Origin of the sequence: Micromonospora sp. CA-259024, from assembly GCF_050936255.1 — a bacterium.
Lineage (GTDB): Bacteria > Actinomycetota > Actinomycetes > Mycobacteriales > Micromonosporaceae > Micromonospora.
Map to the genome: position 1 here is coordinate 3667358 of NZ_JBNJND010000001.1, position 23950 is coordinate 3691307.

Sequence of the window (23950 nt, forward strand, 5' to 3'; positions counted from 1 at the left end):
ACGGCCGCCCCACCCGGGCCTCCCCCGTCCCGCGTACGTCGGCCCAGCCGATGGCTGGCGTGGGGCTTCCTGGCGCCGGTGACCGTCTACCTGGTGGCCTTCTACGCCTACCCGCTCTACCGCAATGTCGAGTTGAGCCTGCGTGAGTACACCGTCCGCTCCTTCGTGCAGGGTGGCGCGCCCTTCGCTGGCCTCGACAACTACCGCACAGTCCTGACCGACCCCGCCTTCGGGCCGACGCTCGCGCACACCCTGGTCTTCACCGCCGCGTCGCTCGCCCTCCAGTTCACCATCGGCATGGCCCTGGCGCTCTTCTTCCACCAGCACTTCCCGCTGTCGCGCACGCTGCGGGCGTTGATCCTCGTACCGTGGCTGCTGCCACTGATCGTCTCGGCGTCGACCTGGTCGTGGCTGCTCAACAGCGATTCCGGGCTGGTCAACGCGGCGCTCGGCGTGGTCGGAGTCGACCCGGTCAACTGGCTCACCTCGCCGGGCTGGTCACTCACCTCAGTGATCATCGCGAACGTCTGGATCGGTATCCCGTTCAACCTGGTGGTGCTGTACAGCGGCCTACAGGCGATCCCGGTCGAGATGTACGAGGCGTCCGCCCTCGACGGCGCGACGGGATGGCAACGATTCTGGTCGATCACCTTCCCGCTGCTGCGCCCCGTCTCCGCGATCACGCTGCTGCTGGGGTTGATCTACACCCTCAAGGTCTTCGACATCATCTGGATCATGACCAGGGGCGGCCCGACCGGCTCCTCGGCCACACTCGCCACCTGGTCGTACCGACTCGGCTTCGGCAACCTGCTGCCCGAGTTCGGACCGGGTGCGGCCGTCGGCAACCTGCTCATCGTGATGGCCCTGATCGCCGGGCTCATCTACATCCGGATCGAGCGGAGGCAGCAGCTGCGATGACCACCTCAACGCCTCGGGCCTGGTGGAAGACCGGCGTCGGCCTGGTGCTGACCGGGCTGATGCTCTTCCCCGTCTACTGGATGATCAACGTGTCGTTCACCCGGGACCAGGACATGCGGGCCAGTCCGCCGCACCTGATCCCGACCAACGGCACGTTGGACGGCTACCGGGCTGTGCTCGACCAGCAGCTCCCGTACCTCGGCACCAGTTTCCTGGTCGGCCTCGGCACGGTGGTGCTGACCGTGGCGTTGGCCGCCCCCGCCGGGTACGCACTGGCGAAGCTCCGGCCACCCGGCGGCCCGGCGCTGAGCTTCGTGCTACTGATCGCGCAGATGATCCCGGGAATCATCATGGCGATGGGTTTCTACGCCATCTATCTCACCATCGGTGTCCTGAACACGGTGCCCGGCCTGATCCTGGCCGACACGACGCTGGCGGTGCCGTTCGGCGTGTTGATCTTCACGGCCTTCATGTCCGGAATTCCCGACGAACTGCTCCAGGCCGCCGTGGTCGACGGCGCCGGTCGGCTGCGGACCTTCTGGTCGGTCGTGCTGCCGATCAGTCGCAACTCGATCGTCACGGTGTCACTGTTCGCGTTCCTGTGGTCCTGGTCGGACTTCATCTTCGCCTCGACCCTCGCCGGTGGCGGCGACCACCAGCCGATCACCCTCGGCATCTACCACTACATCGGCAACAACAACCAGCAGTGGAACGCCATCATGGCCACCGCTGTCGTCGCGTCCGTCCCGGCCGCCGTGCTGCTGGTCCTGGCCCAGCGGTACGTCTCGATGGGCGTGACCGCCGGCGCCGTCAAGGACTGACCCCCCGCACCACAGAAAGGCACCCGCCACCCATGACCGCCGCCCCGTCCGGTCCGGAGTTCCCCATCCAGGACATCCCGTTCAGCTACCGCGGATCCTGGTTCAACATCTCCCCGGTGGTAGCCGAGAAGACGTACGCCGACGATCTGCACCTGGTCTCCCACCAGACCGGCCTGCATCCTGTTCTGCGCCTCGCCCCCACGGTCGTCGGCAGCACGGTCGTCGCCACGCCCGCTCTGCTGACCTGGCGGAACGGCACCGACCGCATCGAGGCCGTCTACGACGGGCCGGAGACGCTGCGGATCCGGGGTCGGCGGCTCGGCCTGCGGGTGGCCGCTGCCGCGCGCACCCTCACCCCGTTCAGCGGCACCTACCTGTACCTCGACCCGGCCGACGGGTCACACGTGTTCACCTCGTACGAGACCGGCCGCCGCTACCGGATCACGGTGCTCTCCGGTGCTCTTCAGCGGACCGACGGCGTGGAGGCGCTCGGCACGGCTGACCGGTCTGTGGACCTCGCCGGCGACCAGCCCTGGGAGATCGCGATCGAGGAGTACGCCACCGCCCGCCGCCCGTACGCCGGGTCCGTCACCTTCGACCGGTTGTGCCGCGACCGGGTCGCCGACTTCACCGGGTTCGTCGACGCGGTCGCGCCGTGGCGCGGTACGGACACCCCGGCCGCTGAACTGGCCGCATACGTCCTGTGGTCAGCCACCGTCGCCCCGGCGGGCTTCGTCACCCGGCCGGCCGTCCTCATGTCCAAGCACTGGATGGACAAGGTCTGGAGCTGGGACCACTGCTTCAACGCGATCGCCCTGGCGGCCGGCGAGCCGGAGCTGGCCTGGCACCAGTTCCACCTGCCCTTCGACCACCAGGACGAGGCCGGCGCGCTACCCGACTCGATCGCTCACTCCGAGGTCCTGCACAACTACGTCAAGCCCCCCATTCACGGCTGGGCCCTACGGCACCTGCGCCGACGCCTTCCCCAGCCGCCGGACCGGGCGGCGCTCGCCGAGACGTACGACCGGCTGGCCCGCTGGACCCGGTTCTGGCTCGACGCGCGCCGGGCCCCCGGCCACGATCTGCCCCACTACCAGCATGGCAACGACAGCGGCTGGGACAACGCGACCACCTTCGACGACGACCGCGTCCTCCAGACGGCCGACCTCGCCGCGTTCCTGGTCTCGCAGCTTCGCTGCCTGGCCGACCTCGCCACCGAGCTGGGTGAGCCCGCCGAGCGGTGGTCCCGGGAGGCCGACCGGATCCGCGGGGCCATGCTCCGGGACCTGTGGGACGGCGAACGGTTCACCGCACGCAGCCCTCTCACCGGGCAACGGCGGGCGAGCCGCAGCCTGCTCGACCTGATGCCCGTCGCACTCGGGGCCGACCTGCCCGCGCCGGTCGCCGCGGCACTGGCTCGGGGCGTCGAAACCCACCTGACCACGCACGGGCTGGCCACCGAGCCGACCGAATCGGCCCGCTACCTCGCCGACGGTTACTGGCGTGGCCCGATCTGGGCACCCTCCACCGTGCTGGTCGAGGATGGACTACGGCGGGCCGGGCAGACCAGGATCGCCGACGACATCAGTCGACGATTCCTCGCGCTGTGCGAGAAGTCCGGGTTCGCGGAGAACTTCGACGCCGAAACCGGTGCCGGGCTCAGGGACCGCGCCTACACCTGGACCGCCAGCAGCTACCTCATCCTCGCCGCCGCCCAGGAGGAACGGCGAGCCATGGGTGGGTAGCCGCACCGACTGGGCAGACCCGGCCGGGGCCGCGTTTCGGGCTTGAGCCGGGTCAGCGGGACCAGACCGGGCCGGTGCTGGAGCGCAACGAGATGGGCGGACTGTACAGCCGGTGGCGGGGCACAGCCCCGGGCTCGGCGATGATCTCCAGCAGCAACGACACGGCCTCGGCGCCCATGTCGACCATCGGCACATCGGCGGCGGTCAACGGTGGGCGGAAATCCTCCGCCCAGTGCTGGGCGGCTACGCCGGTGACGGAGAAGTCGCCCGGCACGGACAGGCCGGCGCTGGTCAGTGCACGCTGCATTCCGGGTAGCGCGGCCTCGTTGATGGTGGCCACGGCCGTGACGTCCGGATGTGTCGCGAGTAGCTGTTCCACGCACGCCTCGCCGGCTGCCGTGTCGTCGCCGCAGCAGACCTCCACGCCGGTCAGGCCGCGCTCCTCCGCCGCCGCGCGGAAGCCGGCCAGCGCTCGATGGCTGGGGCCGTAACCCGCGGCCACCAACTCGGCGGAACGGTTCACGAGAGCCACGTGTCGGTGCCCCAGATCGGCCAGATGGTGCACGCACCGGGCGATCAGCCCGGCGTAGTCGATGTCGATCCAGCTCATGCCGTGCGGCTCGGCGGTCCGCCCGATCGTGACGAACGGCAGACCGGCCTTGGTCAGCCGAGTCACCCGGTCGTCCTCCAACCGGATCTCCATCAGGACCACGCCGTCCACCCGTCGCCCGGTGACGATCCGCTCGAACGACCGGTCATGGTCTCCACCAGACGGGGACAACAGCACATCGAGGTCATGGCGAGCGGCCGCCTCGACGACGCTGGCGACGAAGCCCAACTGCATGTCGGTCAACCGCTGGCTGGCCGGAGGGATCACCAGCCCGAGGGTGCGGGTGCGTCCTTCCTTCAGGGCGCGGGCGCTGGCGTTCGGTCGGTAGTCCAGCTCGTCGATGACCGCCTGGATCCGCTGCCGGGTCGCCTCCGACACCGTCCGCTTCCCGCTCAGCACGTAGGACACGGTGCTGCGGGACACCCCCGCCCGGCGGGCGATCTCCCCGATGTTCATCCACCGCCCCCGGATCGCTCCCTGCCCCGACTCGGGGACGCACCATGCTCGCTGACAAGCATATCCGTCCTGGATCCCGCCCTCGGCTCAGGAAAGGCTGGCCGAAGGAGTCCCGAATGCTTTCCCGGAGCCGTGTGAGCGCCGCCGCCTTTCACCGCTGCGACGATAGGCTTTCTGACTCGGCAAGGCGTCCCCGTGAGCCATCGCTCAGTGGCCGGCCTGACGGGTGGAACACGGGTCGGGGAGGGATCGGCCCCGTCGCGGCGAGAGATTTCTGCGGGGCCGTGTCGATCCGCGGGCCGCTCGTTCGACGTGGGGGTGCGAGGGCCGAGGCGGCCCGGCCGGATGAGGAGAACACGATGCCGAAGTACATGCTGATCATGCGGGGCACCGATGAGTCGAACGCGGCCCTGTTGGCCGGGTTCGAGGAGCTGGCGGCCTCGACCTACCAGTACATCGAGGACCTGATCAAGGCCGGCGTGTTCGTGGCGGCCGAAGGGCTGGACGATGCGGGTCAGGGCGTCGTGGTCGACTTCAGCGGCGAGACCCCGGTGGTCACGGACGGGCCGTACGGAGAGACAAAGGAACTGTTCGGGGGCTACTTCCTGCTCGATGTCGCCTCGAAACAGGAGGCGGTCGAGTGGGCCAAACGGATCCCGGCGGTCACCGGGTCCAAGATCGAGGTCCGGCGGGTGGCCGGCGACGACGAGATGCCGGAGGGCACCGCGGGGTCCGTCGAGGAACGGGCCCGGCGCGAGATCAACGGCCAGATCTGATGGGTACGGCCAACGTCGAGGCCGTCTGGCGGATCGAGTCGGCGCGGATCGTCGCCGCGCTGACCCGGTTCACCGGCGACTTCGCTCTGGCCGAGGACGCCGCCCAGGAGGCGGTGGCCCAAGCGCTGGTGTCGTGGCCGCTCGCCTCTCCGGCCAATCCGGCCGGCTGGCTGATGGCCACAGCCCGGCGGCGGGCCATCGACGCGATCCGCCGCCGGACCGCCCTCCAGGACCGGCACGTCCTGCTGGCGGTCGACCCGGCGGTCGACGAAGAAGTCGATCTCGACAAGATCGACGACGACGTCCTGGCGCTGATGTTCGTCAGCTGCCACCCGGTGCTCTCCCGCGAGGCCCGGGTGGCGCTGACCCTGCGCGTGGTCGGCGGCCTGTCCAGCGAGGAGATCGCCCGCGCGTTCCTCGTACCCGTGCCGACCGTGCAGGCCCGCATCACCCGGGCCAAGAAGACGATCGCGGCGGCCGGGGTGCCGTTCGAGCTGCCGCCGGCCGGCGAGCGCCGGGACCGGCTGGGCGGCGTGCTCAGCGTCCTCTACGTGATCTTCACCGAGGGGTCGACGGCCACGTCGGGTGACCGGCTGCTGCGCCCCGACGTCGCGTACGAGGCGATCCGGCTGGCCCGCTCGCTGGCCGCGCTGCAGCCGGACGAGCCGGAGGTGCACGGCCTGCTGGCGTTGTGCGAGCTGACGGCCGCGCGCTTCCCGACCCGGACCGACCCGGACGGTTCGCCGGTCCTGCTGGAGGACCAGGACCGGCGGCGGTGGGACTTCGCGGCGATTCGCCGTGGGCTGGCCGCGCTGGTCAAGGCATCGACTCGCGGCCTCGGCCCCTACGGCCTGCAGGCCGCGATCGCCGCCGCTCACGCGTCAGCGCCTTCGGTCGAGGCGACCGACTGGGACCGGATCGTGGTGCTCTACGAGGCGCTCGGCCGGGTCGCGCCCTCGCCGGTTGTCGAGCTCAACCGGGCCGTCGCCGTGGCCATGGCCTCGGGTCCGGCGCAAGCCCTGGCCATCGTGGACGAGCTGATCGCCCTGGACCGGCTGCCCGGTTCGCACCTGGTTCCGACCGTACGCGGGGAGCTGCTGGCCCGCCTCGGCCGGCGACCAGAGGCGCGCGCCGAGCTGGAGCTGGCGACCCGGCTGTGCGCCAATCAGCGCGAACGCTCGGTGCTGTTGCGAAAGGCGGCCGCGCTGGGCTGACTTCTCCAACCCGGCCAGCCGGGAATCGAGCGCGGCCGGATGCCGTCGATCGCGTCGGCCAGACGGCCAGGCGCAGCGGTGGCTCCCGGCCGTGCGGCGGGGTGTGAGCGTGGACAGCTCAGGCCGAGGCTTGGCTGATCGAACTCAGGTGAGGCAATGCGGCCTACGTGGCCGTGTCGCCCAGGGCTACCAGCACGTCGCGAAGGGCTTCGATGGCGGCGCGCGTCGTGTGCGGTGGCACGTCGCGTAGTGCGGCGGCCTGTGCGGCGCTGGCCGCGCGTACCGCCTCCTCGGCCACCGTCACGCCACGTGTCGAGAGCCGCACCCACGAGCTACGCGCGTCGGACGGGTCGGGGTCGCGCTCGATCAGGTCCGCGGCGGCGAGGCGGCGCAGCACGTTGCTGGTGCCGCCGGAGGTCAGGACGAGCCGCTGGGTCAGCACCGACGGACGCAGCCGGTAGGGCTGCCCGGACGCCCGGAGCACGGCGAGGATGTCGTACTCCGCCTTGGTCAGACCCAGCCGCGACAGCTCCGCCTCGACGGGCGCGCTGAGCAGTGCGGTCAGCCGGGCGGCCCGTTTGCTCAGCTCCAGTTCGGTGCCGACGACGCCGGGCAGCTCCCTGCCCCACGCATCGGCGATCTCGTCAACTGCATCCCTGGCCACCAGCACAGTGTACTTGCACCCAGAAAGCTTTACAGGTAGCTTTTCCAAAAGCTTTGAGGGGAGCAAAATGGATATCTGGATCAAGGGTGGCCATCTGGTGTCGGGGCACCGTGCCGACATTTTCATCGAGAACGGCGAGATCATCACGGTCGGCACCGGCCCGGTCGCGGACGGGGCCGAGGTGATCGACGCCGACGGGCTGGTGGTCGTGCCCGGTTTCGTCGACGGGCACCGTCACGTCTGGCAGGCGCCGCTTCGCGGGATCGGCCCGGACATGACGTTGCCCGACTATCTCGCTGACGTGCTCGGCCGAGCCCTTGACGGCTACGGGCCCCGCGAGGCCCACCACGCCACGCTGCTCGGTGCCGCCGAGGCCCTCAACGCTGGCATCACCACCGTCTTCGACTGGAGCAACGCGACCCGCACCCCGGAGCACACCGACGCCGTGCTGGACGCCTACACCACCGCCGGAATCCGCGCCGTCATAGCGCACGGCAACCCGGACGACGAGCGGGACGTGCGACGGGTCGCAGCCCTGCGCGGCCGGGTCACCGGCGCACTCGCGATCCTGGGCACCGATTACGGCCCATGGGACGAGGCCGTACGACAGATAGAACTCGGCCGGCAGCTCGGCCTCGTCGTCTCCATGCACGCCAGCGGCGGCCACAACTCACCACTGCGCCGCATGGACCACGCCGGCCTGCTCGGCCCGCACCTTCAACTCGTACACGTCAACAACATGACCGACGACGACGCCAAGCTGCTGGCCGACAACGGCGTCGGCGTCACCGTGACCCCGATCGTCGAAGCCACGATGGGCCATGGCGCCTCCGCCTTCAGCCGCTTCGCAGACGCGGGCGGCCGGGCTGGCCTCGGCACCGACGTCGTCGTCAACGCCCCGACCGACCTGTTCGAGCCGATGCGCGACACACTCCGATCACACCGCGCCCACACCGGCACCATGCACCCGGCCGGCAGCATCCTCGCCGCCGCCACCATCGACAGCGCAGGTGCCATCGGCCTCGGCGATGTCATCGGAACGGTCGCCGCGGGCAAACGCGCCGACCTCGTCCTGCTCGACGGCCTGACACACCTGCTCGGCACTGGTGACCTCACGGGTGCCGTCGTGACCTCACTCGGGCCCGCCGACGTACGCACGGTCGTGGTGGACGGATGCGTCGTCAAACGCGACGGCCACCTCGTCGGACTCGACCTGGCCCAACTACGTCGTTCGACCGCCGAACTGGCCCGACGCGCGAGGTAGACCCGGCGGGCCAGCGCAAACCGCGCCTCCTCCTTGACATCGCGCTTCAGGAGCAGTCGAATCGGTGGTCGTAGGGGCGCTCTGGGCAGGATGCGCAGACGAAGATGTAAACGCCTCCGGCGTCGCCGAGCATCAATCCGGTCGGGTTCTGAAGCGTGCGCCATGGATGCTCGTCCGGGCTGCCGAAGTCCCAGTCGATCATCGCGGGCCGGTCCTCCAGCGGAACCCAGCGATGCTCGTCGCCCCGGCTGAACTCCCAGCTGGCGACGGTGAGCAGGTGCTCCATCCGCACCCCGCACCCGCACATCGGCCAATCAGGCAACTGCGTCCAGCCGGGGTAACCGCCGACCTTGATCCCAGAGGCCACCGACAGGTCGGTGTCATAATCCCAGCCGTGGTCAGCCTCGACTCGGCGTGCCGCTTCCTGGACCTGTGGCCGCACCTCGTTGGGCAGGTCGTACGACGGGTACTCAAGCACCCGCTCGGGATCGATGACGCACGCGTCGGGCACATACCATGCCGCGGCGTCCTCGTGCGGTGCCGGCATTGTCGTCAGCCGGGGCCCGACCGCCGATCGTCGCCGCCATCTCACGTGAGGCTTCGGGGCGTCCCAGGGATCATGGTCGAACGGGCACCACAGCACCTGCAACACGTCCGAGCCCGCTGGGAACGGCAGGTCGGACACGTCGTCGGCGAGCAACTGCAGGACCGGCACGAGCGGGACGGAATGCTCGGCGGGATGGTCGTCCAGACCTCCACCGTCACAGGTCGGCCAGGGCTCGTTCGCCGGCCACAGCAGCGGCCCACCCACCGAGCTCTGCTCCGCCGACGGCGAGCCCTTGCGCGGATGCAGCCGGGTGGTGATCCGCGCAAACGCCTGCAACTGCGGGAAGACCGCGCCCATGTCGATCGGAGCCGGCGGGGTGGTGTGCACGGCCGAGATCGTACGGGCTCGCAGCCTCCCACCGTTCAAAGGCCGTCGCGACGTCATCAGCCGCTGACCGTTGTCCCCGGATGGCAGCCGTTCGAGGGCGTGGCTCCGCCCTTGCGGTTCGGGTCGGCGAGAGCGTCCCAGTCGTCAGCGTTCATCGGCGCCGGCGCCCAGTGCGGCAGGTAGAAGGGTCGTCGTGGTGGGTCGGCCACCGTGAACGGCTTGAACGCCGGGTCCGCGATCACCCGGTGGACGAACTCGGCCGTCGACATGTCGAACTGGTGCCACGGATCGGCTTCCCGCCGTGCAACAACAGGCCACCGGTCGGGCGTCACCGAGCGGTCCGCCAGCCAGTAGTACTCCCCTCGGTCTGATCGCTGCCCCACTGGATCAGCCCCGAGCCCTTGTCGGGCTCGTACATCTCGTACGGCTCCCACAGCCGCGCGGACTCATGCCCGCTCGCCCACTCACGACAGGAGGCCCACGTGCGAAGCAGCGGCTGCGCGTGGTCGTCGGTCGGCCGTAAGAGGTCCAGGTACGCGTAGAACGCCCCCGGGACGAACCGTCGGCACAGCTCCTTGAAGTCCGTCGGCAGCGTGAGGCCCAGCTCGGCTTCCACCTCGGCCCAGCTGACACCGTCCTCGGGCTCCTGGTGCCATCCGGTCACGTCGATGATCCGACCGATCCACGTCGGCTGATCGTCCACGGCCAGCAAGGTAACAGCAGGGACGGACAACTCCTCGCCGGTCGTCACCCGTCGGCTGACACGGAGGTGGCGTGGGGCGGGCCGAACCGCCCGGCCCACCCCAGGCCACCTGCGCCGTCAGGCCCGCATGAACTGGCTCACCGGCAGCGGTCGGTTCACCACCCGCATGTCACCGATCCAGCCGTAGAAGCCCTGCTCCACGATCCGGTCGTAGTGATACGCCCCGACCAGCCACGACTCGTTCGACGTGGCCAGGCCGATCGCCGGGGTGGACGGGTTGCGCAGCAGCTCGGCGCCGTCGACGTACAGGGTGGTGGTCTTCCCGTCGTTGACCACCGCGACGTGGAACCACGCGTCGGCGGGCATCTCGTGGCCCCAGTTGCTGGAGATGTCGTTCTGGTTGAGCGGGAAGACGGCCCACTGCAACGCCATGCCGTCCGACAGGCTCAGGGTGGCGATCGGCTCCGACGGGTCGCCGCCGGTCTTGCCCGCGTCCCGACCGGCGCCGAAGCGGCTCAGGATGCTCATCCACGCGTGGTTGCTCGCCCGGACGTCGGCGGGCAGCTTGACGAACGCTTCGATGGTGTAGCCGTTGCGCAAGGTCTCGGCGTTGAGCGGGGCGCCGTCGACGGTCCGCAGGTACGCGCCGCGTGCCGGCTTCTTGGCACCGTCGAAGCGGAGGCTGGCGTGGGCCGGCTGGTCGGGGTGGTGCTCGCCGGACCAGCGCAACGCCTCCGGCGCACTGCCGGCAAGGGTGACCCGGGTGAGATGGTTCCCGCGTCCGGAGAGATCCTCGATCCGGTCGCCGTCCGGCACCGCGACACCGTCGCCGCGCCCCCTGTCGAACCGCCAGTAGGCGAGCGTGCCGGGGACCAGCATGGTGGCAGGGTTGCGGGGCGCACGAGGCGGCACCGGGTCGAACCCGGCGAACCGCGCCGCGAAGTCGACCCCGATGCTGAACCGGTTGGTTGCGTCGGTCAGCTCCATCTCGCGCTGCTCCAGGACGTTGCGCTGCTCGGGCCGCTGCCCCAGGATCCACGGCGAGAGGGTCTCCACGTCGATCGTGTTGCGTGCCAGGTCGAACTGGTAGAGCCGGATCATCGCGCTGCCGCCGTAGTAGCGGTCCTGGTAGTTGGTGATGTGCAGGTGCACGTCGTGCTCGGCGGCGTTGCGCAGCACGGTCCGTCCGGGCGGCCAGTAGTGCCCGTTGAGGGTGAGGAAGATCTGGTCGCTCTCCGCGACGAGTTCGTCCCAGAGCCGCTGACCGTGCCCGGAGAGCGTCGCCGCTCCGCTGTCGTCCGCGTACACCATGTCGTGGGTGGTGAGGATGACCGGAGTGCGCGGATGCGCGGCCAGGACCGACTTCGCCCAGGCGAGACCGGCGTCCGACGGACGCCAGTCGAGCGCCAGCAGCAGCCACTGCCGCCCCGCGGCGGTGAAGACGTGGTACGTGTTGTAGCCGTCCTTGGTCGCCCCGCCGTACGTCGGCAGCTTCCGGAACCGCTGCGGCCCGAACACGTCGAGGTAGGGGCTCGGCCCCCGCTGGTCGGTCGTGGACGAGTTGATGTCGTGATTGCCGGCGAGCACGCTGTACGGCACCCGTCGACGGTCGAACGCCTCGAACACCTTGCCGGCAGCGGCGAGCTCGTCGGCGCGCGCGTTCTCCACGATGTCGCCGAGGTGAGCGGTGAAGACGATGTTCCGCTCCGCCTGGTTGTCGATGATCCAACGCAGACTCGCCGCCAACGGCGCCGGGTCACCGCGGTCGGCGTCGAAGAGGTACTGCGTGTCCGGGATGACGGCGAGCGTGAAACGAGACAGATCGGGGTCGGGCCGACCGTCGCCCTGCGCACTCGCCGACGCGGGGGCCTGTGCCCCGACGGTGCCGGCGGCGACCAGACCGGCACCGACCAGGCCGGCGCTCTGAAGGAATCGGCGCCGACTCGGACCTTCTTGCATGGACTGCTCCTCAGATCGGGTGATGCTCCAGGCTCAGTACGCCCCCCGACCACGAACGTTGATCATGGCGACCGGCAACGCCGGCCGAACTCCCCGTGAATCTCGGCTGAGGCACTGGCTGCTCCGGATCCCGACGACCTTGGTTGACGCGGCGAGCCATCGGCGGAGGACTGCTGCCTCTGCCTCCCAGTCCACCTGCTTCGGTCGGTTGCCGAGAGCAGGCACCCGGCCGTCAGCCCAGGATCGTCGCGGCCTGGGCCGGGCGGATGACCGCCTTTCTCCAAGGCGCTGTCCCGGGTGGACGTCACGCGGGTGACCATGCCCTTGTGGTCGAGTTCGAGCGCGGTGACTCCGAGCGGCATGCCCGAGCGGCCGTCACCGCCGCGCGCAACTCGGGATCGTTCATCACCAGCCACACCGCTGACGACGCACCAGGGCTTAGCCCGTCGCGCGGGTGCGTCGCGCGGCGACGTAGCGGCGGATCTTCTCGGAAGTTCCGCAGTCGTCCATGCTGCACCAGCGGCGACTGCGGTTCTTGCTCTCGTCGTTGAAGAGAAAGCGACAGCCTCCACATCCCTTGATCCGGTCCAGTGCGCCCGTGGTGAGAAGCTGGACCGCCGCGTGCACCACCGGCCGCAACGGCCGGGCAAGCGTCTGGTCGTCCTGCCACGTCCATCGGAACGTGCTTCCGCGGTCGAGCCGTGCGTGACCGAGCGCGTCCGCTTCGTCGTCTCGCAGCCGGGCCAGTACGGACGTGCTCGGGCTTTGGCCGGCAGCCACTGTCCGGAACACCTCGTCGAGATCGTCACGGATGCGCAGCGATCGCGTGAAGGCGGCGTGAGCACCGCCCGGATCGTCAAGGGACAGCCGGCGCAGCGCCTCCGCCTCCGGCTCGCTGAGTGCGCCCGCGTACGCGCCCCAGGCGACCAGCTCGGGGTAGCCGGTCAGCACGTCGTCGTCCGGGGGGCCGACGGGCGGACCGGCACGGGTGTTGATGAAGTCCAGGGCGAGGTTGCCGCCCACCAGGCGCATCCGCGTTACGCCCGCAAGTGTTTCCATCGAAACTCACTTTACCAGTTGACCCGCATCGAAGGACGCCACTAACGTGTTTCCATCATAACTGGTTTGACCGGTAACGACGGGAGAGTCTGATGGAACGCGGGCGGGCAGTGGGGGCGCTGATCGGCTTGTCCGGCGGGACGTTCCTCTACACCACCGCCGAGGCGCTGCCGATCGGGCTGCTGCTCCCGATGGCGGTGGACCTGGCCGTCTCGCCGCCGCAGGTGGGCATGCTCGTCACCGCGTACGGCGCGGTGGTGATGGTCGCCTCGGTCCCGTTGACGGCGCTGGTCCGCCGGGTCCCTCGCCGACGGTTACTGTCGGCGCTCCTGGTCGGCTTCGTCGTCAGCAACGCCATCACGGTGCTCGCAAGCACCTTCACGCTGCTACTGACGGCCAGGATGGTCACCGCAGCGACCCATGCGCTGTTCTGGGCGGTGGTGGTGCCGGCCGCAGCCGAGCTGTTCCGACCCGCACTACGCGGGCGGGTGGTCGCGGTCGTATTCGCCGGCGGCACCGCCGCGTTGGCCCTGGGAGTGCCCGCAGGCACCTGGCTGGGCGAGCGCGCCGGGTGGCGGGCCTCGTTCCTGGCGGTGGCCGGGCTCGGCGCGGTCGTGCTCGTCGTGGTGGCCACACTGCTGCCCTCGACGCGGCCGGAAGAGGGACACGCCGCCCGGGGTGCGACGCCCGACGTCCGACGCTTCTGGCTGCTGGTGGCGGTGGCCGTCCTGGCGACCGCCGGCGCCATCGCCGCGTACACCTATGTCGCCCTCTTCGTCACCGAGGTCAGCGGATTCTCCGCCTCGTCGGTCGGGGCCATCCTGTTGACGCGCGGCATCGCCAGCGTGCTCGGCATCCTCGCCATCGGCGCGATACTGGACCGCGGCCCGTGGCTCGCGCTGGTCACGACCGTCGCACTGCAATCGGCGGCACTGCTCGGGCTTTACACTTTCGGCCAACGGCCGTCGGTGTCCGTCGGCCTGATCGCCCTGGCCGGACTGGCGTTCGCCGCGTTCACCGCGGCGCTCGGCGGCCTCGTGCTGCAGGTGGCGCCCGGGCGCTCCGACCTCGCCGCCGCAACGGTCTCCGCCGCGGTCAACGTCGGCATCACCGCTGGCGCGTTCGTTGGCGGCCTCGCCCTGCCGAGCCACGGCGTGCGCAGTACGGTGCTGATCGGCGCCCTGCTCGGCGTCGTCGCTCTGGTGCTGGCTCTCGGCGAACGACTCATCCAGCCAACGGCCGGCGCACCGGAAGGACAACGCCGTGCAGAGCCGATCCCGTTGGCGCAATGACTACCATTGCCAGAATGCCGATCACGGCCCGTACGGTGCGGCTGCTCACGCCGCTGGCCGCGCTGCTGTTCCTGGGCCTCGCACTGCTGATCCGCGCCGTCGACGACGGGGCACTGCGCCAATACTCTGGCACCGCGCTGTACGCGTCGATGGTCTGGGCCGCGATGCTGTTTCTGAGGCCGCAGATGGCACCGGTGCCGGCCGGGACCGCCGCCACCGTCTTCTGCTGGATGGTAGAGCTCGCGCAGCTGACCGGAGTACCGGCCGAACTGTCGGCGCGGAGCCTGGCCGCGAGGCTGGCGCTGGGTGTGCAGTTCGACCCCGTCGACCTGGCCTGGTACCCGGCCGGCGTGGCTCCCCTGATGGTGCTGCACCATCTGGTACGCGCCCGCAACTTCCGCGCGACGTCCCCCCGGCGGCCGTCCGAGTTGATGCCGCGCGGCGTTACAGAGGTTGAAAGGTCAGGATTACCGCGTTCGAGATCGAGGGTCAGACCGGTGGGCCGAAGTAAGGATTGACCTCGCCGGGGTGACCCGGACGTCAGGATCGGTGCGGCTGGGCCGGCGCAGGCTACAGAGCGCTGCTCGGCCCCAGAAGACCGCTCTGACGCTGATCAGTTCCGCACCCTCGAGAAAGCCGAGGGTGGTCGTCCGCGCCGGCCAGCTGGTCGCCCAATCCACCATGTGCGCAGCCGGTACACATGCCATCGAGCCCACGGACGTGCACCGCGAGGATCGCCTGGCGGGTCGCGCGCGATCACATCGACTAGCTGCGAACCGGGTGGCCTCTTCGGCACGGACGCGCTACTGCATCAATTCCATTTGATGTAATCTGCTGATTGTGGCTTCGTCGAGTCAAGCTCCCCCACAGTTCGTGCGCTTGGCCGCCCATCCGCTGCGGTGGCGGCTGCTGACCGAGCTCGCTGACAGCGACTACCGGGTCCGGGAACTCGTGGCGCTGGTGGGTGAGCCGCAGAACCTGGTCTCCTACCATCTGCGGCTACTGCGTGACGGCGGGCTGGTCACCGCCGCGCGCAGCAGCTTCGACGGCCGCGACAGCTACTACCACCTTGCCCTGGAACGCTGCGCCGCCGCCCTGGCCGATACCGGCGCCACGCTGCACCCGGCGCTGCGCCGGCAATCGTCACCGCAGATTCCCCCGGTGGAAGACCTGCGGCGCTCGCCCCGCGTCGGCGTGCTGTTCGTGTGCACCGGCAACAGCGCCCGCTCAGTGATCGCCGAGGCCCTTCTGCGATACCGCACCGGCGGCCAGATCGAGGTGACCAGCGCCGGCAGCCAGCCCAGGCCCCGTCTTCACCCCAACGCCGTACGGCTGCTGCATGACGAGTTCGGCATCGACATCACCGGTCAGCGCCCCCGGCACGTGGACTCGTTGGTCGGCCGCCGGTTCGACCACGTGGTCAGCCTGTGCGACAGGGCACGCGAGGCCTGCCCTGATTTTCCGGACCGTCCCCGGCGGGTGCACTGGAGCATCCCCGACCCCGCCACGGCCGGCGACACCGACCAGGCCAGCTACCCCGCCTTCCAACAGACCGCAACCAACATCGACCTCCGCATCAGGCACCTGCTGCCTGTCCTCAGCGCCACCCGCTCTTGAAGGAGATTCAGTCGTGACAACGTTCGAGCAGTACGCCAGCGTCCGTTACCTCGTTGATGACGTCCAGACGGCCGTCGACTTCTACACCACCCACCTTGGCTTCACCCTGAACACCAGCGCCGCACCCGCCTTCGCCGACGTGGTGCGCGGCCCGCTGCGGCTGCTGCTGTCGGGGCCAGCCAGTTCCGGCGCCCGCGCTACCCCTAACGACGCCACCAGTCCGGGCCGTAACCGCATCCACCTCACCGTCGAGGACCTGGCCGACGAGATCGACCGACTCCGCGGCGCGGGACTCGTGTTCCGCAGCGAGCCGGTCTCCGGGCCCGGCGGGCGTCAGATCCTGCTCGCCGACCCCGCCGGTAACCTGATCGAGCTGTTCCAGCCCGCCCACAGATCCCCCGCCACACCAACCACCTGACCGCACCCCGCCATGAACGAAACGCCGGCGTGCGTGCCGATTGTCAGCGGCTGGGACGGGCGCGTACGGCGCACGGGAACTTGGTGCTCTCTACAGAGCAGACCCGAGCTTTGCATTCGTGTCCGCTGCGGTCAGCCAGTGCGGCGTGAACGGCCTTGTGCCGGTCAGAGCGGTCTGTCAAGATCCGCCGATGGATCACGTAGAGGTGGCAGAGATCGCGCCAGGTGAGTATTCCTTGTCGCTGGAGGCAGGAACCACCGACGTGGATGACTTGATCTCGGAGCTTGGCCACGAGCCCAACGGTTACTTCTGGGAAGGGATCGTTGAACTGCTCCTCACGACCGAGGCGCCCACCCTTGAAGGTCGCTTTTCGTCGGATCCAGAGGGCGGCGCCTTCTACGCCACCAGCAACGACCGAGTTGCGCTCGATGACTTAGCTGTCCTGCTCCGTGCGGTCGCGGCCGACAGGAATCGCCTGCGGCAGCTCATGGCGTTCGCCGAGGCCAGCGGTTTCGAATTTGACGACTAAACCGCCACGACGGCCGCAGGATCCGGTGCACTGCCATCGGCGGTTCCGCCTCCTGCGGCGATGTCTGCGTAATCAGTAGAGCCACCGGTCGAGCACTGCTGGCCAGAAGTGGGTCCGATGGTCGCCGTCCCCGAACGCGGGCGGGTCAAGGGCCGTGATCCGCTCCAACAGCTCGGCGAGTTCCGTGAGTGCTTCCTCTTCGGCCTGTCCGTCCTCGTCCCAGCGGCTGATGACGGTCGAGCTGGTCAGCCAGCCACCAACCATGTGCAGCGAACACAGCCAGTGGTTGATCGTCGAGTTGACGAACCAGGCACTTCCGTCCGCCGACCATGCCTGCACCTCACCGGTGCCCGGCGCAGCGCCGTACACCCAGTCGAGGTCGTCGGAGTTCGCCAACCGGTACATCGTCGGCTCTGCCTGGAATGACACCGCCTCCACGAGGCCATCGATCAGCGGTACGCCACAGGAGAGCAGCGCGGCCTTCTGCGGTCCGGGAAGCCTCCACCTCGCCACGTCCAAATCGGCGGCACGCACCACCCGGCCAGCACCAGCCCAGGCCGTGACCGCTTCGAACGCGGGAGGCAGCGGGAGATCCTCATCGGGCACGTCAATGAGGGTAGTCCGGGCCGGATGAGTGCCGTTGTTGGAGGTTATCTGACGCTGAGCGAGGCGACTGGGTCGAGTTGCACCCAGACCGCCTCGGGTTCACCGAACCGTGGAACGGGCTCTACAGCACCTGATCGCCGGGCACGCCCGGCATCGCAGCAGGTCAACACCGGTTGCTCGACACACACTCACATCGGCCATCCCAGACGGTGTCGGTGCGGTCAGTGGTTTTCGGCGTAGTGGGAATGCACGGCGGGTTGTCCGGTGTAGTTGGCACCAGCACGATCGTCGGCGCCGAGGTAGCCTGGCACGCTGGTCAACCACCGCACCACCGTCCCAGAGACAGCTCCGCAGACTGGCCCCCGACCAGCGGCACGTCCGGATGCCGAGCCTGCGATCGTTGTATCGGAAATGAACCTGCCGGGCTCCCACGCCGACTGAATAGGCGAAGGAGGGCCGATGAGCGATGAGTTGCTGGTGGTCCGCTGTCAGCTGGGTGAACGGGAGGCGTTCGCCGAGCTGGTGCAGGGCTGGCATCCGGCGGTCGAGCGGTACGTCGGGCGGATGCTCGGCGGGTCCGACGACGACGTGGTGCAGGAGATCTGGCTGGCTGTCTTCAAGGGGCTGCCGAGGCTGCGGCAGCCGGACCGGTTCACCCCGTGGCTTTTCGCCATCGCCCGGCGGGCGGTGATGAACCGGCTGCGGGACGCGTACGCCCGCCCGGATCCCGAGCCGATCGACGACATGCCGGGTGATGACGAGGCGGAAGGTGTCGTCAACCGGGAGGTGCTCGCCGGCGCGCTGGCGGCGCTTCCCGCTCGGGAACGGGAGCTGCTCTTCCTGTTCTACCTTGAGGATCTGCCGCTGGATGCCTGCGCGCAGATCTGCGCCGTACCCGTCGGCACCATCAAGTCACGGCTCAACCGGGCACGCAAGTTGTTACGCCTTGAACTGGTACGGAAGGGGTACGAAGCATGACTCCGGAAGAGGTGATGGCGCGACTCGACGCGCCGTTGTCACTGCGCAAGCGGGTCGGCTACCTGACCCTGGCTCTCACCGGTCTCACCGGGAGCGCCCTGATCGGCCTGCTCTGGGCCACCGAGCCCGGGCTACCGCTGCGGACGAACGTGGCCTTCGCAGTCCTGGTGGCGATCGGCTTGTGCTGGGCGGCGTTCGGCGGCTGGGCCGTGACCCGACGAACTCCGCTGTTCGCCCGGGATCGGGTGATCGCCGGCTGGCTCGGCGTCGGCGCCTGGCTGGCATTCACCGTTGGCGCGTTGATCATCACCCTCCTGCGGCACAGACTGGAGCCGACGCTGCTGGGCATTGTGCTCACGCTGGGTGTGGTGGCGGCCTTGAACCTGCGGGCCGCCCGCCGGGCGAGAGCGGCGCTGGTCCGCCGCAGGACCGCGCTGGGCGGGACAACGACACGCGATGAGTGAGCGGTCGAATCCCCGGCCATCACCAGCCCATGGGAGAAGCACCTGCTGACCGAGCCAGATCGACCGGTGGGGGCAGGCGGATCGCCTGCCCCCACCGGCGGCAGTCAGACCAGTCGGCGGCGAACCCACCAGAGGGAGAACAGGGACAGCGCGGCCGTCAGCGCGAACAGCACGCCGAACTCCCGCCACTGCAGGTGCCAGAACGTCGAGCCGGGCACGTAGATCACCTTCAGACTGAGGTTCTGCTTCTCCAACCACCTTGGGCACGTCTCGCGGTCACGGAGTGCCCCCGGACCGCACTGGGTCATGTCCGCCGGACCCCTGAACTCCGCTCCGGTCGCGGTGATCGCGGTGCTCGACATGACCCAGTCACCCCTGCGGTCCGGCTCGACGTGCAGCGTCATCTGCCCGGTGTCGGGGTTCATCGAGATCCCGTAATCACCGTCCACCTGCAGGGGGCTGACCGTGGTGACCGACTGGGCCAGCCAGGGGCGCACCACGAACGGCGCGGCGATCTGGAGGCTGACGACGACCAGCAGGGTCACCGCCATCGCGGCGAGGGTCCGCCGCAGCAGCAGCCCGGTGGTGACACCCACGACGAAGGCCAGCGCCGCGTAGCCGACCGGCACCATCCCCCGAGCCGCGAACACCAGCGGGTTCATCCGGTCCGCCGAGGCCCCGTCGATCGGCTGAGCCCACGCGGTCAGCACCAGGCTGAGCAGGCCGGCACCGAGCGCAGCGGCCCCGCCGCCGACCGCCAGCTTGACCAGCAGCCAGCGGCCGCGGCTGACCGACTGGCTGAAAACCATCCGGTACGTGCCGGACTCCAGCTCCCGGGCCACGAGCGGCGCGCCCCAGAAGATGCCCACCAGGGCGGGCAGCAGGTACAGGGCCGCGATGGCGGCGAGATGGAACTCGCTCGCCCATCCCGGTTGCAACGCCCGGAGGAAGGCGTCGCCGGCGGCGCGGCAGGCCTCGCCCTGGCAGCCGGTGTATCCGGTCTGCGCGGCCAGGTCCGTCACCTCAGCCCACGTCAGCGCCAGACCGCCCAGGACCAGCAGCAACAGGGCGCCGGTCGCGACGGCCGGGGTCCGGAACTGCCGCCAGGTCATCCAGATCATCGCTGTCCCTCCAGCACCCGATCCGGCCCGTTGCCGGCGGCTCCGCTCATGTACGCCAGCACGATGTCCTCAAGATTCAGCTGGTCGACCTGCCAGGTCGGGTCGACGATCGGTGCGGTGCTGCGTACCACCAGGGTCGACTGCACATCGGTGTGGCTCTGCTCCACCAATGCTCGCCCGGCGCCCAGGTCGGCGGTGTCGCGACGCTGCCCGACCAGGCGGTGGTGGGTGGCGAGCAGGTCGTCCACGTCACCGGCCACCCGGACCCGGGAGGCGACCAGCACGATCAGGTAGTCGCAGACCCGTTCCAGGTCGGCGACCAGGTGCGAGGACATCACGACGCTCAAGCCCTGCTCGGCGGTCAGCTCCATCAGTCCCTGCAGGAAGTTGCGCCGGGCGAGCGGGTCGAGTGCCGCCACCGGTTCGTCGAGCAGCAGCAGATGGGGCCGCTTCGCTGCGGCGACGGTCAGGGCCAACTGGGCGCGCTGGCCACCCGAGAGCCTGCCCGCCTTCTGTGCCGGGTCCAGACCGACCTGGGCGATCCGCCGCTCGGCGAGCGCACCGTCCCAGGACGGGTTGAGGTGCGCGCCCATCCGCAGGTGGTCCGCGACAGTCAGACCGGCATAGACCGGGGTGTCCTGCGCGACGAACCCGACCCTCGGCGACCCGCTGACCGGCCGCACGCCGAGCACCTCGATCCGCCCGGCGGTCGGGTCGAGCAGCCCGCAGGCCAGCTGCAGCAGCGTGGACTTACCGGCGCCGTTCGGCCCGACCAGGCCCACGACGTGGCCGGCCGGAATGTCCAGAGTGCAGTCCTTCAGAGCGGGACGCCGTCCGTAACGCTTGGTCAGACCGTCCGCGATCAGCGCGCTAGTCATGCTCTGGCCTCCGAAAACGCACGAAAACTGCTGAGGAACAGCGCCTCGATGCTCTCGTCGTCCAGGCCCGCCTCCCGAGCCTCGGTCAGCCAGCGCGTCAGGTCCTGCCGCAGCGGTTCGTGCTTGCTCAGCGAGTCGCTGCCCAGCGTGCGGGTGACGAACGTGCCCAGCCCCGGCCGGGCCGTGACCAGGCCCTCGTACTCCAGCTCGCGGTATGCCTTGGACACCGTGTTCGGGTTGATCGCGACCCGGGCCACCACCTCCTTGACGGTGGGCAGCTTGTCGCCCTCGTTCAGGACGCCGAGCCGGAGCGCGTGCCGCACCTGTCGGATGAGCTGCATGTACGGCGCAACCCCGGACCGCGAGTCCAGGTGAAACTCGATCACCTCGCCACCCCATTCCACTAGTTGCCTAGCACAATAGGTCCATCGGTGACCTGCTCGCTACCCGTTGGCGGATCCCGTCGAACCCGAACCTCCGCAGCCGGTGACTCCAGCGGCTGTCCCGCCACCGTTGATGGCTAGTGAACGACGCCGGGCGGTGTCTTGTGCCCCAACTGTGCCCCGAGCGCCTGCCGGGCGGCTTCGCCCATGGGGTCGTCACGGGTGGGCAGCCCCTGGACGGTCGGCAGCACCTCCTCCCGGAAGACGCCGTGCAGCCGGCGCAGTTCCCGCGCCGGATGCTCGGAGTCGTCGACCCGCACGTCCCACAGCGGATACGGCTGATCGCCGATCACCGTCACGGTCGCCGACCGTGCGCCGTGCCGGTCGCCGCCGGCCTCCTCGCCGGCCTCGATGGCCAGCACCAGCCGCTCCGCCAGGTCGAGTTCGCCACTTTCCTCGAACACCCGGACGATCTCCGCGAGGGTTTCCGGACCTACCAGGCGGTTGCCCTGCGCCGCGTAACCCGGCCCGACGCGATGCCCCGCCCAGTCCTTCGCCCGGGAGCCAGTGAAGGCGTGCGAGCGGCCCTGGCGGTCGACCATGCCAACCTGTCGTACCTCCCGACCCGGGTCCCGTGCCAGCAGCTCGGTCAGGACGTCCTGCGGCGAGCGACCCTCGCCGAGCAGCGGCAGGCCGTCGTAGGCCAAGAACGGGTTGGGGGTGGCCTGGGTGGCCACCGCACCACTGCCCGAGTGGACGTGTGCGACGAGCTTGCCGACAGCGGGTCTGGCCGTCAGGGCTCCCACCCCGAGCTGGCCGGTACGCGGACACCGTGCGGCGATCGAGAAGGTCACGCCCGGCAGGTACCCGGCCGAACGCCCGGCATACCGGAGGCCGCCTCGGCTTCTGTCACCGCCTCCGTCACTAGGACCCACGCACTACGGATCGGCTTCCCGGCGCTGGTTCACCACCGACCTGCCGTAATAGGCGGTTGTAAGTGGTAGTCGCCGGCCACCCGGCACACCGCTGGCCCGGGCGTTCGATTGGCGGCGGATCAGTGCCTCCGGGCGCGGCGTCAGGCCGGCCCGCACTGCGCTCAGAAGCCTCGAAAGACGCCGTCCGGGCCTGCCGACCGCGCAAACTCAAAGAAGTCCATGTTGGCGATCGAGAGGTTGTTCTCGATCGCCTGGACCTGCCGTGGCAGCGCCCTGAACGGTCCTGTCTCGTCCCCTTCGTTCAGATTGACGACGAGCAGGGGACGCTCCGACAGCGAAACGGTGATGGCGTCGACGACAAACACCACCGGGTGCCTGTACTGATGCGGGTAAGCGCGAGGATAGCCGGCCGCGATCGCCGTACCGCTGAGGCCAACCAGCGCTCGGTCCTCGACGAACTCGACACCGGCTACGAAGCCCTCTTCGGTGGGGCTGACGATTTCGTCCTTGATCTGCTCCCACACATCGTCGTCGCGGAAGTCCGCACGTACGACCGGAACGGACCATGTGTCTGGCAGATCAGCCACGGCCAAAGCATAGCGAAACCGGGCCCTCAGCCGGTCGCGATGGGTGGCGCGCCACGCTGCGTAAGGCGGGGTCTACAGCAGAAGAGGCTGACGGAAACGGCTTGCCGGATAGGCAGCACCGCTGCCATCCTCCGCCGTGATGACGACACGGAACGAACTTCTGGACTTGCACGACCAGCAGGTGCGGGGCACCATCGCCTCCCGGCTGCCGAACAACTGGAAGCCGTCGCGGGACGGCCCCGTCCTGCAGATTGCCACCCCCGCGCGAGGACTCGCCTTCGCCCAGGACCTCGATGGCCTCGGCGTCGAAGAACTGGACGCGCTCATCGGTCGCGTGCGTGACCGCTCCGCAGCGCGCGGCCAGGCGATCGAGTGGAAGACGTACGGCCACGACCGGCAGGATCTCACCGAGCGGCTGCGGCTGGCCGGGTTCGCGCCGGAGGACGAGGAAACGGTCGTCATCGGTTTGGCAGACGACCTGACCGCAGCCGGCGAAGCCCCCAACGGCATCGCCATCCGCGCGACGACCGACCTGACCGATCTGCACCGGATCGCGGTCATGGAGTCCGAGGTCTGGGGCGCCGATTGGTCGTGGCTGGCCGATGACCTACGCGACCGCATCGAATCGGCACCGGAGAACATCGTCGTTATCGTCGCGGAGGCCGCAGACGAGCTCGTGTCGGCCGCCTGGCTCGTCATCATCCCCGGCACCGAGTTCGCCGCACTGTGGGGTGGATCGACCCTTGTGCAATGGCGCCGAAAGGGCATCTACCGTGCGCTGGTCGCCCGGCGCGCGCAGATCGCCGCCGACCGGGGCATCAAGTACCTCCTGGTCGACGCGTCCAAGGACAGCAGCCCCATTCTTCAACGACTGGGGCTACACGCGGTGGGCACCACCACTCCGTGGGTATGGAGTCCGACCACCTGAGCGGGATACTCGCACAACAGGTTCGCGGCAAGTCCCCGGCTGCACCCGTTCCGGCCCTCGGCGGAAGCATCACGCTTCGTGCTGTGCGTGT

27 protein-coding genes are annotated in these 23950 nt (G+C 69.5%); 14 read left to right on the plus strand and 13 right to left on the minus strand.

Annotated features, from left to right (window positions below; translation table 11 throughout):
• The first annotated feature begins 78 nt into the window (after window positions 1–78).
• The 3 genes from ACQEUX_RS15955 to ACQEUX_RS15965 are packed head-to-tail and all read left to right on the plus strand — an operon-like array spanning window position 79 to window position 3484.
• Window positions 79–918 (plus strand): carbohydrate ABC transporter permease, encoded by an 840-nt coding sequence (locus tag ACQEUX_RS15955; RefSeq protein ID WP_433047786.1) that lies wholly within the window; start codon window positions 79–81, stop codon window positions 916–918.
• Window positions 915–1739, plus strand: coding sequence for a carbohydrate ABC transporter permease (locus tag ACQEUX_RS15960; protein WP_433047789.1), 825 nt, complete (start codon window positions 915–917; stop codon window positions 1737–1739). The genes ACQEUX_RS15955 and ACQEUX_RS15960 overlap by 4 nt, the downstream gene beginning before the upstream one ends.
• A 32-nt stretch (window positions 1740–1771) precedes the next feature.
• A complete protein-coding gene (locus ACQEUX_RS15965) occupies window positions 1772–3484 on the plus strand; it encodes an amylo-alpha-1,6-glucosidase (RefSeq protein ID WP_433047792.1) in 1713 nt (570 codons plus the stop codon).
• A gap of 52 nt (window positions 3485–3536) precedes the next feature.
• On the opposite strand, the gene ACQEUX_RS15970 is transcribed toward ACQEUX_RS15965, so the two are convergent.
• A complete protein-coding gene (locus tag ACQEUX_RS15970; protein WP_433047794.1) occupies window positions 3537–4550 on the minus strand; it encodes a LacI family DNA-binding transcriptional regulator in 1014 nt (337 codons plus the stop codon).
• Window positions 4551–4909: 359 nt separating this feature from the next.
• Between ACQEUX_RS15970 and ACQEUX_RS15975 the strand changes: the two genes are divergently transcribed.
• Together ACQEUX_RS15975 and ACQEUX_RS15980 are read left to right on the plus strand one after the other, a co-directional pair.
• Window positions 4910–5326: a YciI family protein gene (locus tag ACQEUX_RS15975; protein WP_433047797.1), complete on the plus strand. Its 417-nt coding sequence runs from the start codon at window positions 4910–4912 to the stop codon at window positions 5324–5326.
• Window positions 5326–6540, plus strand: coding sequence for an RNA polymerase sigma factor (locus ACQEUX_RS15980; RefSeq protein WP_433047800.1), 1215 nt, complete (start codon window positions 5326–5328; stop codon window positions 6538–6540). Before ACQEUX_RS15975 ends, ACQEUX_RS15980 begins: the two co-directional genes overlap by 1 nt.
• Before the next feature lie 163 nt (window positions 6541–6703).
• Here ACQEUX_RS15980 and ACQEUX_RS15985 read toward each other — a convergent pair whose 3' ends face one another.
• Window positions 6704–7204 carry a MarR family winged helix-turn-helix transcriptional regulator gene (locus ACQEUX_RS15985; protein WP_433047803.1) on the minus strand — a complete coding sequence of 167 codons (501 nt, stop codon included), beginning with the start codon at window positions 7202–7204 and terminating at the stop codon, window positions 6704–6706.
• Window positions 7205–7271: 67 nt separating this feature from the next.
• On the opposite strand from ACQEUX_RS15985, the gene ACQEUX_RS15990 reads away from it, so the two are divergent.
• Window positions 7272–8468, plus strand: a complete 1197-nt coding sequence (locus ACQEUX_RS15990; protein ID WP_433047806.1) for an amidohydrolase family protein — start codon at window positions 7272–7274, stop codon at window positions 8466–8468.
• Between the two features lie 46 nt (window positions 8469–8514).
• Here the strand turns inward: ACQEUX_RS15990 and ACQEUX_RS15995 are convergent, their stop codons facing one another.
• From ACQEUX_RS15995 to ACQEUX_RS16015, 5 genes are all read right to left on the minus strand, one after another.
• Window positions 8515–9402: a hypothetical protein gene (locus ACQEUX_RS15995; protein ID WP_433047809.1), complete on the minus strand. Its 888-nt coding sequence runs from the start codon at window positions 9400–9402 to the stop codon at window positions 8515–8517.
• Between the two features lie 56 nt (window positions 9403–9458).
• Window positions 9459–9671, minus strand: coding sequence for a hypothetical protein (locus ACQEUX_RS16000; protein ID WP_433047812.1), 213 nt, complete (start codon window positions 9669–9671; stop codon window positions 9459–9461).
• 59 nt (window positions 9672–9730) lie between these two features.
• Entirely contained in the window at window positions 9731–10105 is a 375-nt protein-coding gene (locus tag ACQEUX_RS16005) for a hypothetical protein (protein WP_433047815.1), read from the minus strand.
• A gap of 117 nt (window positions 10106–10222) precedes the next feature.
• A complete protein-coding gene (locus tag ACQEUX_RS16010) occupies window positions 10223–12064 on the minus strand; it encodes a LamG-like jellyroll fold domain-containing protein (RefSeq protein WP_433047818.1) in 1842 nt (613 codons plus the stop codon).
• Between the two features lie 438 nt (window positions 12065–12502).
• Window positions 12503–13123: a CGNR zinc finger domain-containing protein gene (locus tag ACQEUX_RS16015; RefSeq protein WP_433047821.1), complete on the minus strand. Its 621-nt coding sequence runs from the start codon at window positions 13121–13123 to the stop codon at window positions 12503–12505.
• Between the two features lie 92 nt (window positions 13124–13215).
• Here ACQEUX_RS16015 and ACQEUX_RS16020 point away from each other — a divergent pair, with 92 nt between their 5' ends.
• The 5 genes from ACQEUX_RS16020 (at window position 13216) to ACQEUX_RS16040 (ending at window position 16979) form a co-directional block, all read left to right on the plus strand.
• On the plus strand, window positions 13216–14415 hold the full coding sequence (locus ACQEUX_RS16020) for an MFS transporter (protein WP_433047823.1): 1200 nt from the start codon (window positions 13216–13218) through the stop codon (window positions 14413–14415).
• 14 nt (window positions 14416–14429) lie between these two features.
• On the plus strand, window positions 14430–14933 hold the full coding sequence (locus tag ACQEUX_RS16025; RefSeq protein WP_433047826.1) for a DUF2809 domain-containing protein: 504 nt from the start codon (window positions 14430–14432) through the stop codon (window positions 14931–14933).
• Between the two features lie 355 nt (window positions 14934–15288).
• On the plus strand, window positions 15289–16032 hold the full coding sequence (locus ACQEUX_RS16030; protein WP_433047829.1) for an ArsR family transcriptional regulator: 744 nt from the start codon (window positions 15289–15291) through the stop codon (window positions 16030–16032).
• Window positions 16033–16045: 13 nt separating this feature from the next.
• A complete protein-coding gene (locus tag ACQEUX_RS16035) occupies window positions 16046–16450 on the plus strand; it encodes a VOC family protein (protein ID WP_433047832.1) in 405 nt (134 codons plus the stop codon).
• Window positions 16451–16568: 118 nt separating this feature from the next.
• Entirely contained in the window at window positions 16569–16979 is a 411-nt protein-coding gene (locus ACQEUX_RS16040) for an Imm51 family immunity protein (protein WP_433047835.1), read from the plus strand.
• 72 nt (window positions 16980–17051) lie between these two features.
• Here ACQEUX_RS16040 and ACQEUX_RS16045 read toward each other — a convergent pair whose 3' ends face one another.
• Window positions 17052–17585 (minus strand): SUKH-4 family immunity protein, encoded by a 534-nt coding sequence (locus ACQEUX_RS16045; protein ID WP_433047838.1) that lies wholly within the window; start codon window positions 17583–17585, stop codon window positions 17052–17054.
• Between the two features lie 459 nt (window positions 17586–18044).
• Here ACQEUX_RS16045 and ACQEUX_RS16050 point away from each other — a divergent pair, with 459 nt between their 5' ends.
• Entirely contained in the window at window positions 18045–18563 is a 519-nt protein-coding gene (locus ACQEUX_RS16050; protein WP_433047841.1) for an RNA polymerase sigma factor, read from the plus strand.
• Window positions 18560–19027 (plus strand): hypothetical protein, encoded by a 468-nt coding sequence (locus tag ACQEUX_RS16055; protein ID WP_433047844.1) that lies wholly within the window; start codon window positions 18560–18562, stop codon window positions 19025–19027. Before ACQEUX_RS16050 ends, ACQEUX_RS16055 begins: the two co-directional genes overlap by 4 nt.
• Before the next feature lie 104 nt (window positions 19028–19131).
• Here the strand turns inward: ACQEUX_RS16055 and ACQEUX_RS16060 are convergent, their stop codons facing one another.
• The 5 genes from ACQEUX_RS16060 to ACQEUX_RS16080 form a co-directional block, all read right to left on the minus strand.
• A complete protein-coding gene (locus ACQEUX_RS16060) occupies window positions 19132–20148 on the minus strand; it encodes an ABC transporter permease subunit (protein WP_433047846.1) in 1017 nt (338 codons plus the stop codon).
• The gene (locus ACQEUX_RS16065) at window positions 20145–21026 is read right to left on the minus strand and encodes an ABC transporter ATP-binding protein (RefSeq protein WP_433047848.1); all 882 of its coding nucleotides are present in this window, start codon (window positions 21024–21026) and stop codon (window positions 20145–20147) included. Before ACQEUX_RS16065 ends, ACQEUX_RS16060 begins: the two co-directional genes overlap by 4 nt.
• Window positions 21023–21412 (minus strand): GntR family transcriptional regulator, encoded by a 390-nt coding sequence (locus tag ACQEUX_RS16070; protein ID WP_433047851.1) that lies wholly within the window; start codon window positions 21410–21412, stop codon window positions 21023–21025. The genes ACQEUX_RS16065 and ACQEUX_RS16070 overlap by 4 nt, the downstream gene beginning before the upstream one ends.
• A 134-nt stretch (window positions 21413–21546) precedes the next feature.
• On the minus strand, window positions 21547–22263 hold the full coding sequence (locus tag ACQEUX_RS16075; RefSeq protein WP_433047854.1) for a DUF1028 domain-containing protein: 717 nt from the start codon (window positions 22261–22263) through the stop codon (window positions 21547–21549).
• A gap of 242 nt (window positions 22264–22505) precedes the next feature.
• Window positions 22506–22931, minus strand: coding sequence for a DUF6924 domain-containing protein (locus ACQEUX_RS16080; RefSeq protein WP_433047857.1), 426 nt, complete (start codon window positions 22929–22931; stop codon window positions 22506–22508).
• A 139-nt stretch (window positions 22932–23070) separates the two neighbouring features.
• Between ACQEUX_RS16080 and ACQEUX_RS16085 the strand changes: the two genes are divergently transcribed.
• Window positions 23071–23859 (plus strand): GNAT family N-acetyltransferase, encoded by a 789-nt coding sequence (locus ACQEUX_RS16085; protein WP_433047860.1) that lies wholly within the window; start codon window positions 23071–23073, stop codon window positions 23857–23859.
• Window positions 23860–23950 lie beyond the last annotated feature (91 nt).

What these genes read in the sequence shown, in the direction of transcription:
- ACQEUX_RS15960 (WP_433047789.1), top strand. Translation starts at nt 915, where the DNA reads ATGACCACCTCAACGCCTCGGGCCTGGTGGAAGACCGGCGTCGGCCTG.
- ACQEUX_RS15965 (WP_433047792.1), top strand. Translation starts at nt 1,772, where the DNA reads ATGACCGCCGCCCCGTCCGGTCCGGAGTTCCCCATCCAGGACATCCCG.
- ACQEUX_RS15970 (WP_433047794.1), bottom strand. Translation starts at nt 4,550, where the DNA reads ATGAACATCGGGGAGATCGCCCGCCGGGCGGGGGTGTCCCGCAGCACC.
- ACQEUX_RS15975 (WP_433047797.1), top strand. Translation starts at nt 4,910, where the DNA reads ATGCCGAAGTACATGCTGATCATGCGGGGCACCGATGAGTCGAACGCG.
- ACQEUX_RS15980 (WP_433047800.1), top strand. Translation starts at nt 5,326, where the DNA reads ATGGGTACGGCCAACGTCGAGGCCGTCTGGCGGATCGAGTCGGCGCGG.
- ACQEUX_RS15990 (WP_433047806.1), top strand. Translation starts at nt 7,272, where the DNA reads ATGGATATCTGGATCAAGGGTGGCCATCTGGTGTCGGGGCACCGTGCC.
- ACQEUX_RS16000 (WP_433047812.1), bottom strand. Translation starts at nt 9,671, where the DNA reads ATGTCGACGGCCGAGTTCGTCCACCGGGTGATCGCGGACCCGGCGTTC.
- ACQEUX_RS16010 (WP_433047818.1), bottom strand. Translation starts at nt 12,064, where the DNA reads ATGCAAGAAGGTCCGAGTCGGCGCCGATTCCTTCAGAGCGCCGGCCTG.
- ACQEUX_RS16015 (WP_433047821.1), bottom strand. Translation starts at nt 13,123, where the DNA reads ATGGAAACACTTGCGGGCGTAACGCGGATGCGCCTGGTGGGCGGCAAC.
- ACQEUX_RS16020 (WP_433047823.1), top strand. Translation starts at nt 13,216, where the DNA reads ATGGAACGCGGGCGGGCAGTGGGGGCGCTGATCGGCTTGTCCGGCGGG.
- ACQEUX_RS16025 (WP_433047826.1), top strand. Translation starts at nt 14,430, where the DNA reads ATGCCGATCACGGCCCGTACGGTGCGGCTGCTCACGCCGCTGGCCGCG.
- ACQEUX_RS16050 (WP_433047841.1), top strand. Translation starts at nt 18,045, where the DNA reads ATGAGCGATGAGTTGCTGGTGGTCCGCTGTCAGCTGGGTGAACGGGAG.
- ACQEUX_RS16055 (WP_433047844.1), top strand. Translation starts at nt 18,560, where the DNA reads ATGACTCCGGAAGAGGTGATGGCGCGACTCGACGCGCCGTTGTCACTG.
- ACQEUX_RS16060 (WP_433047846.1), bottom strand. Translation starts at nt 20,148, where the DNA reads ATGATCTGGATGACCTGGCGGCAGTTCCGGACCCCGGCCGTCGCGACC.
- ACQEUX_RS16065 (WP_433047848.1), bottom strand. Translation starts at nt 21,026, where the DNA reads ATGACTAGCGCGCTGATCGCGGACGGTCTGACCAAGCGTTACGGACGG.
- ACQEUX_RS16085 (WP_433047860.1), top strand. Translation starts at nt 23,071, where the DNA reads ATGACGACACGGAACGAACTTCTGGACTTGCACGACCAGCAGGTGCGG.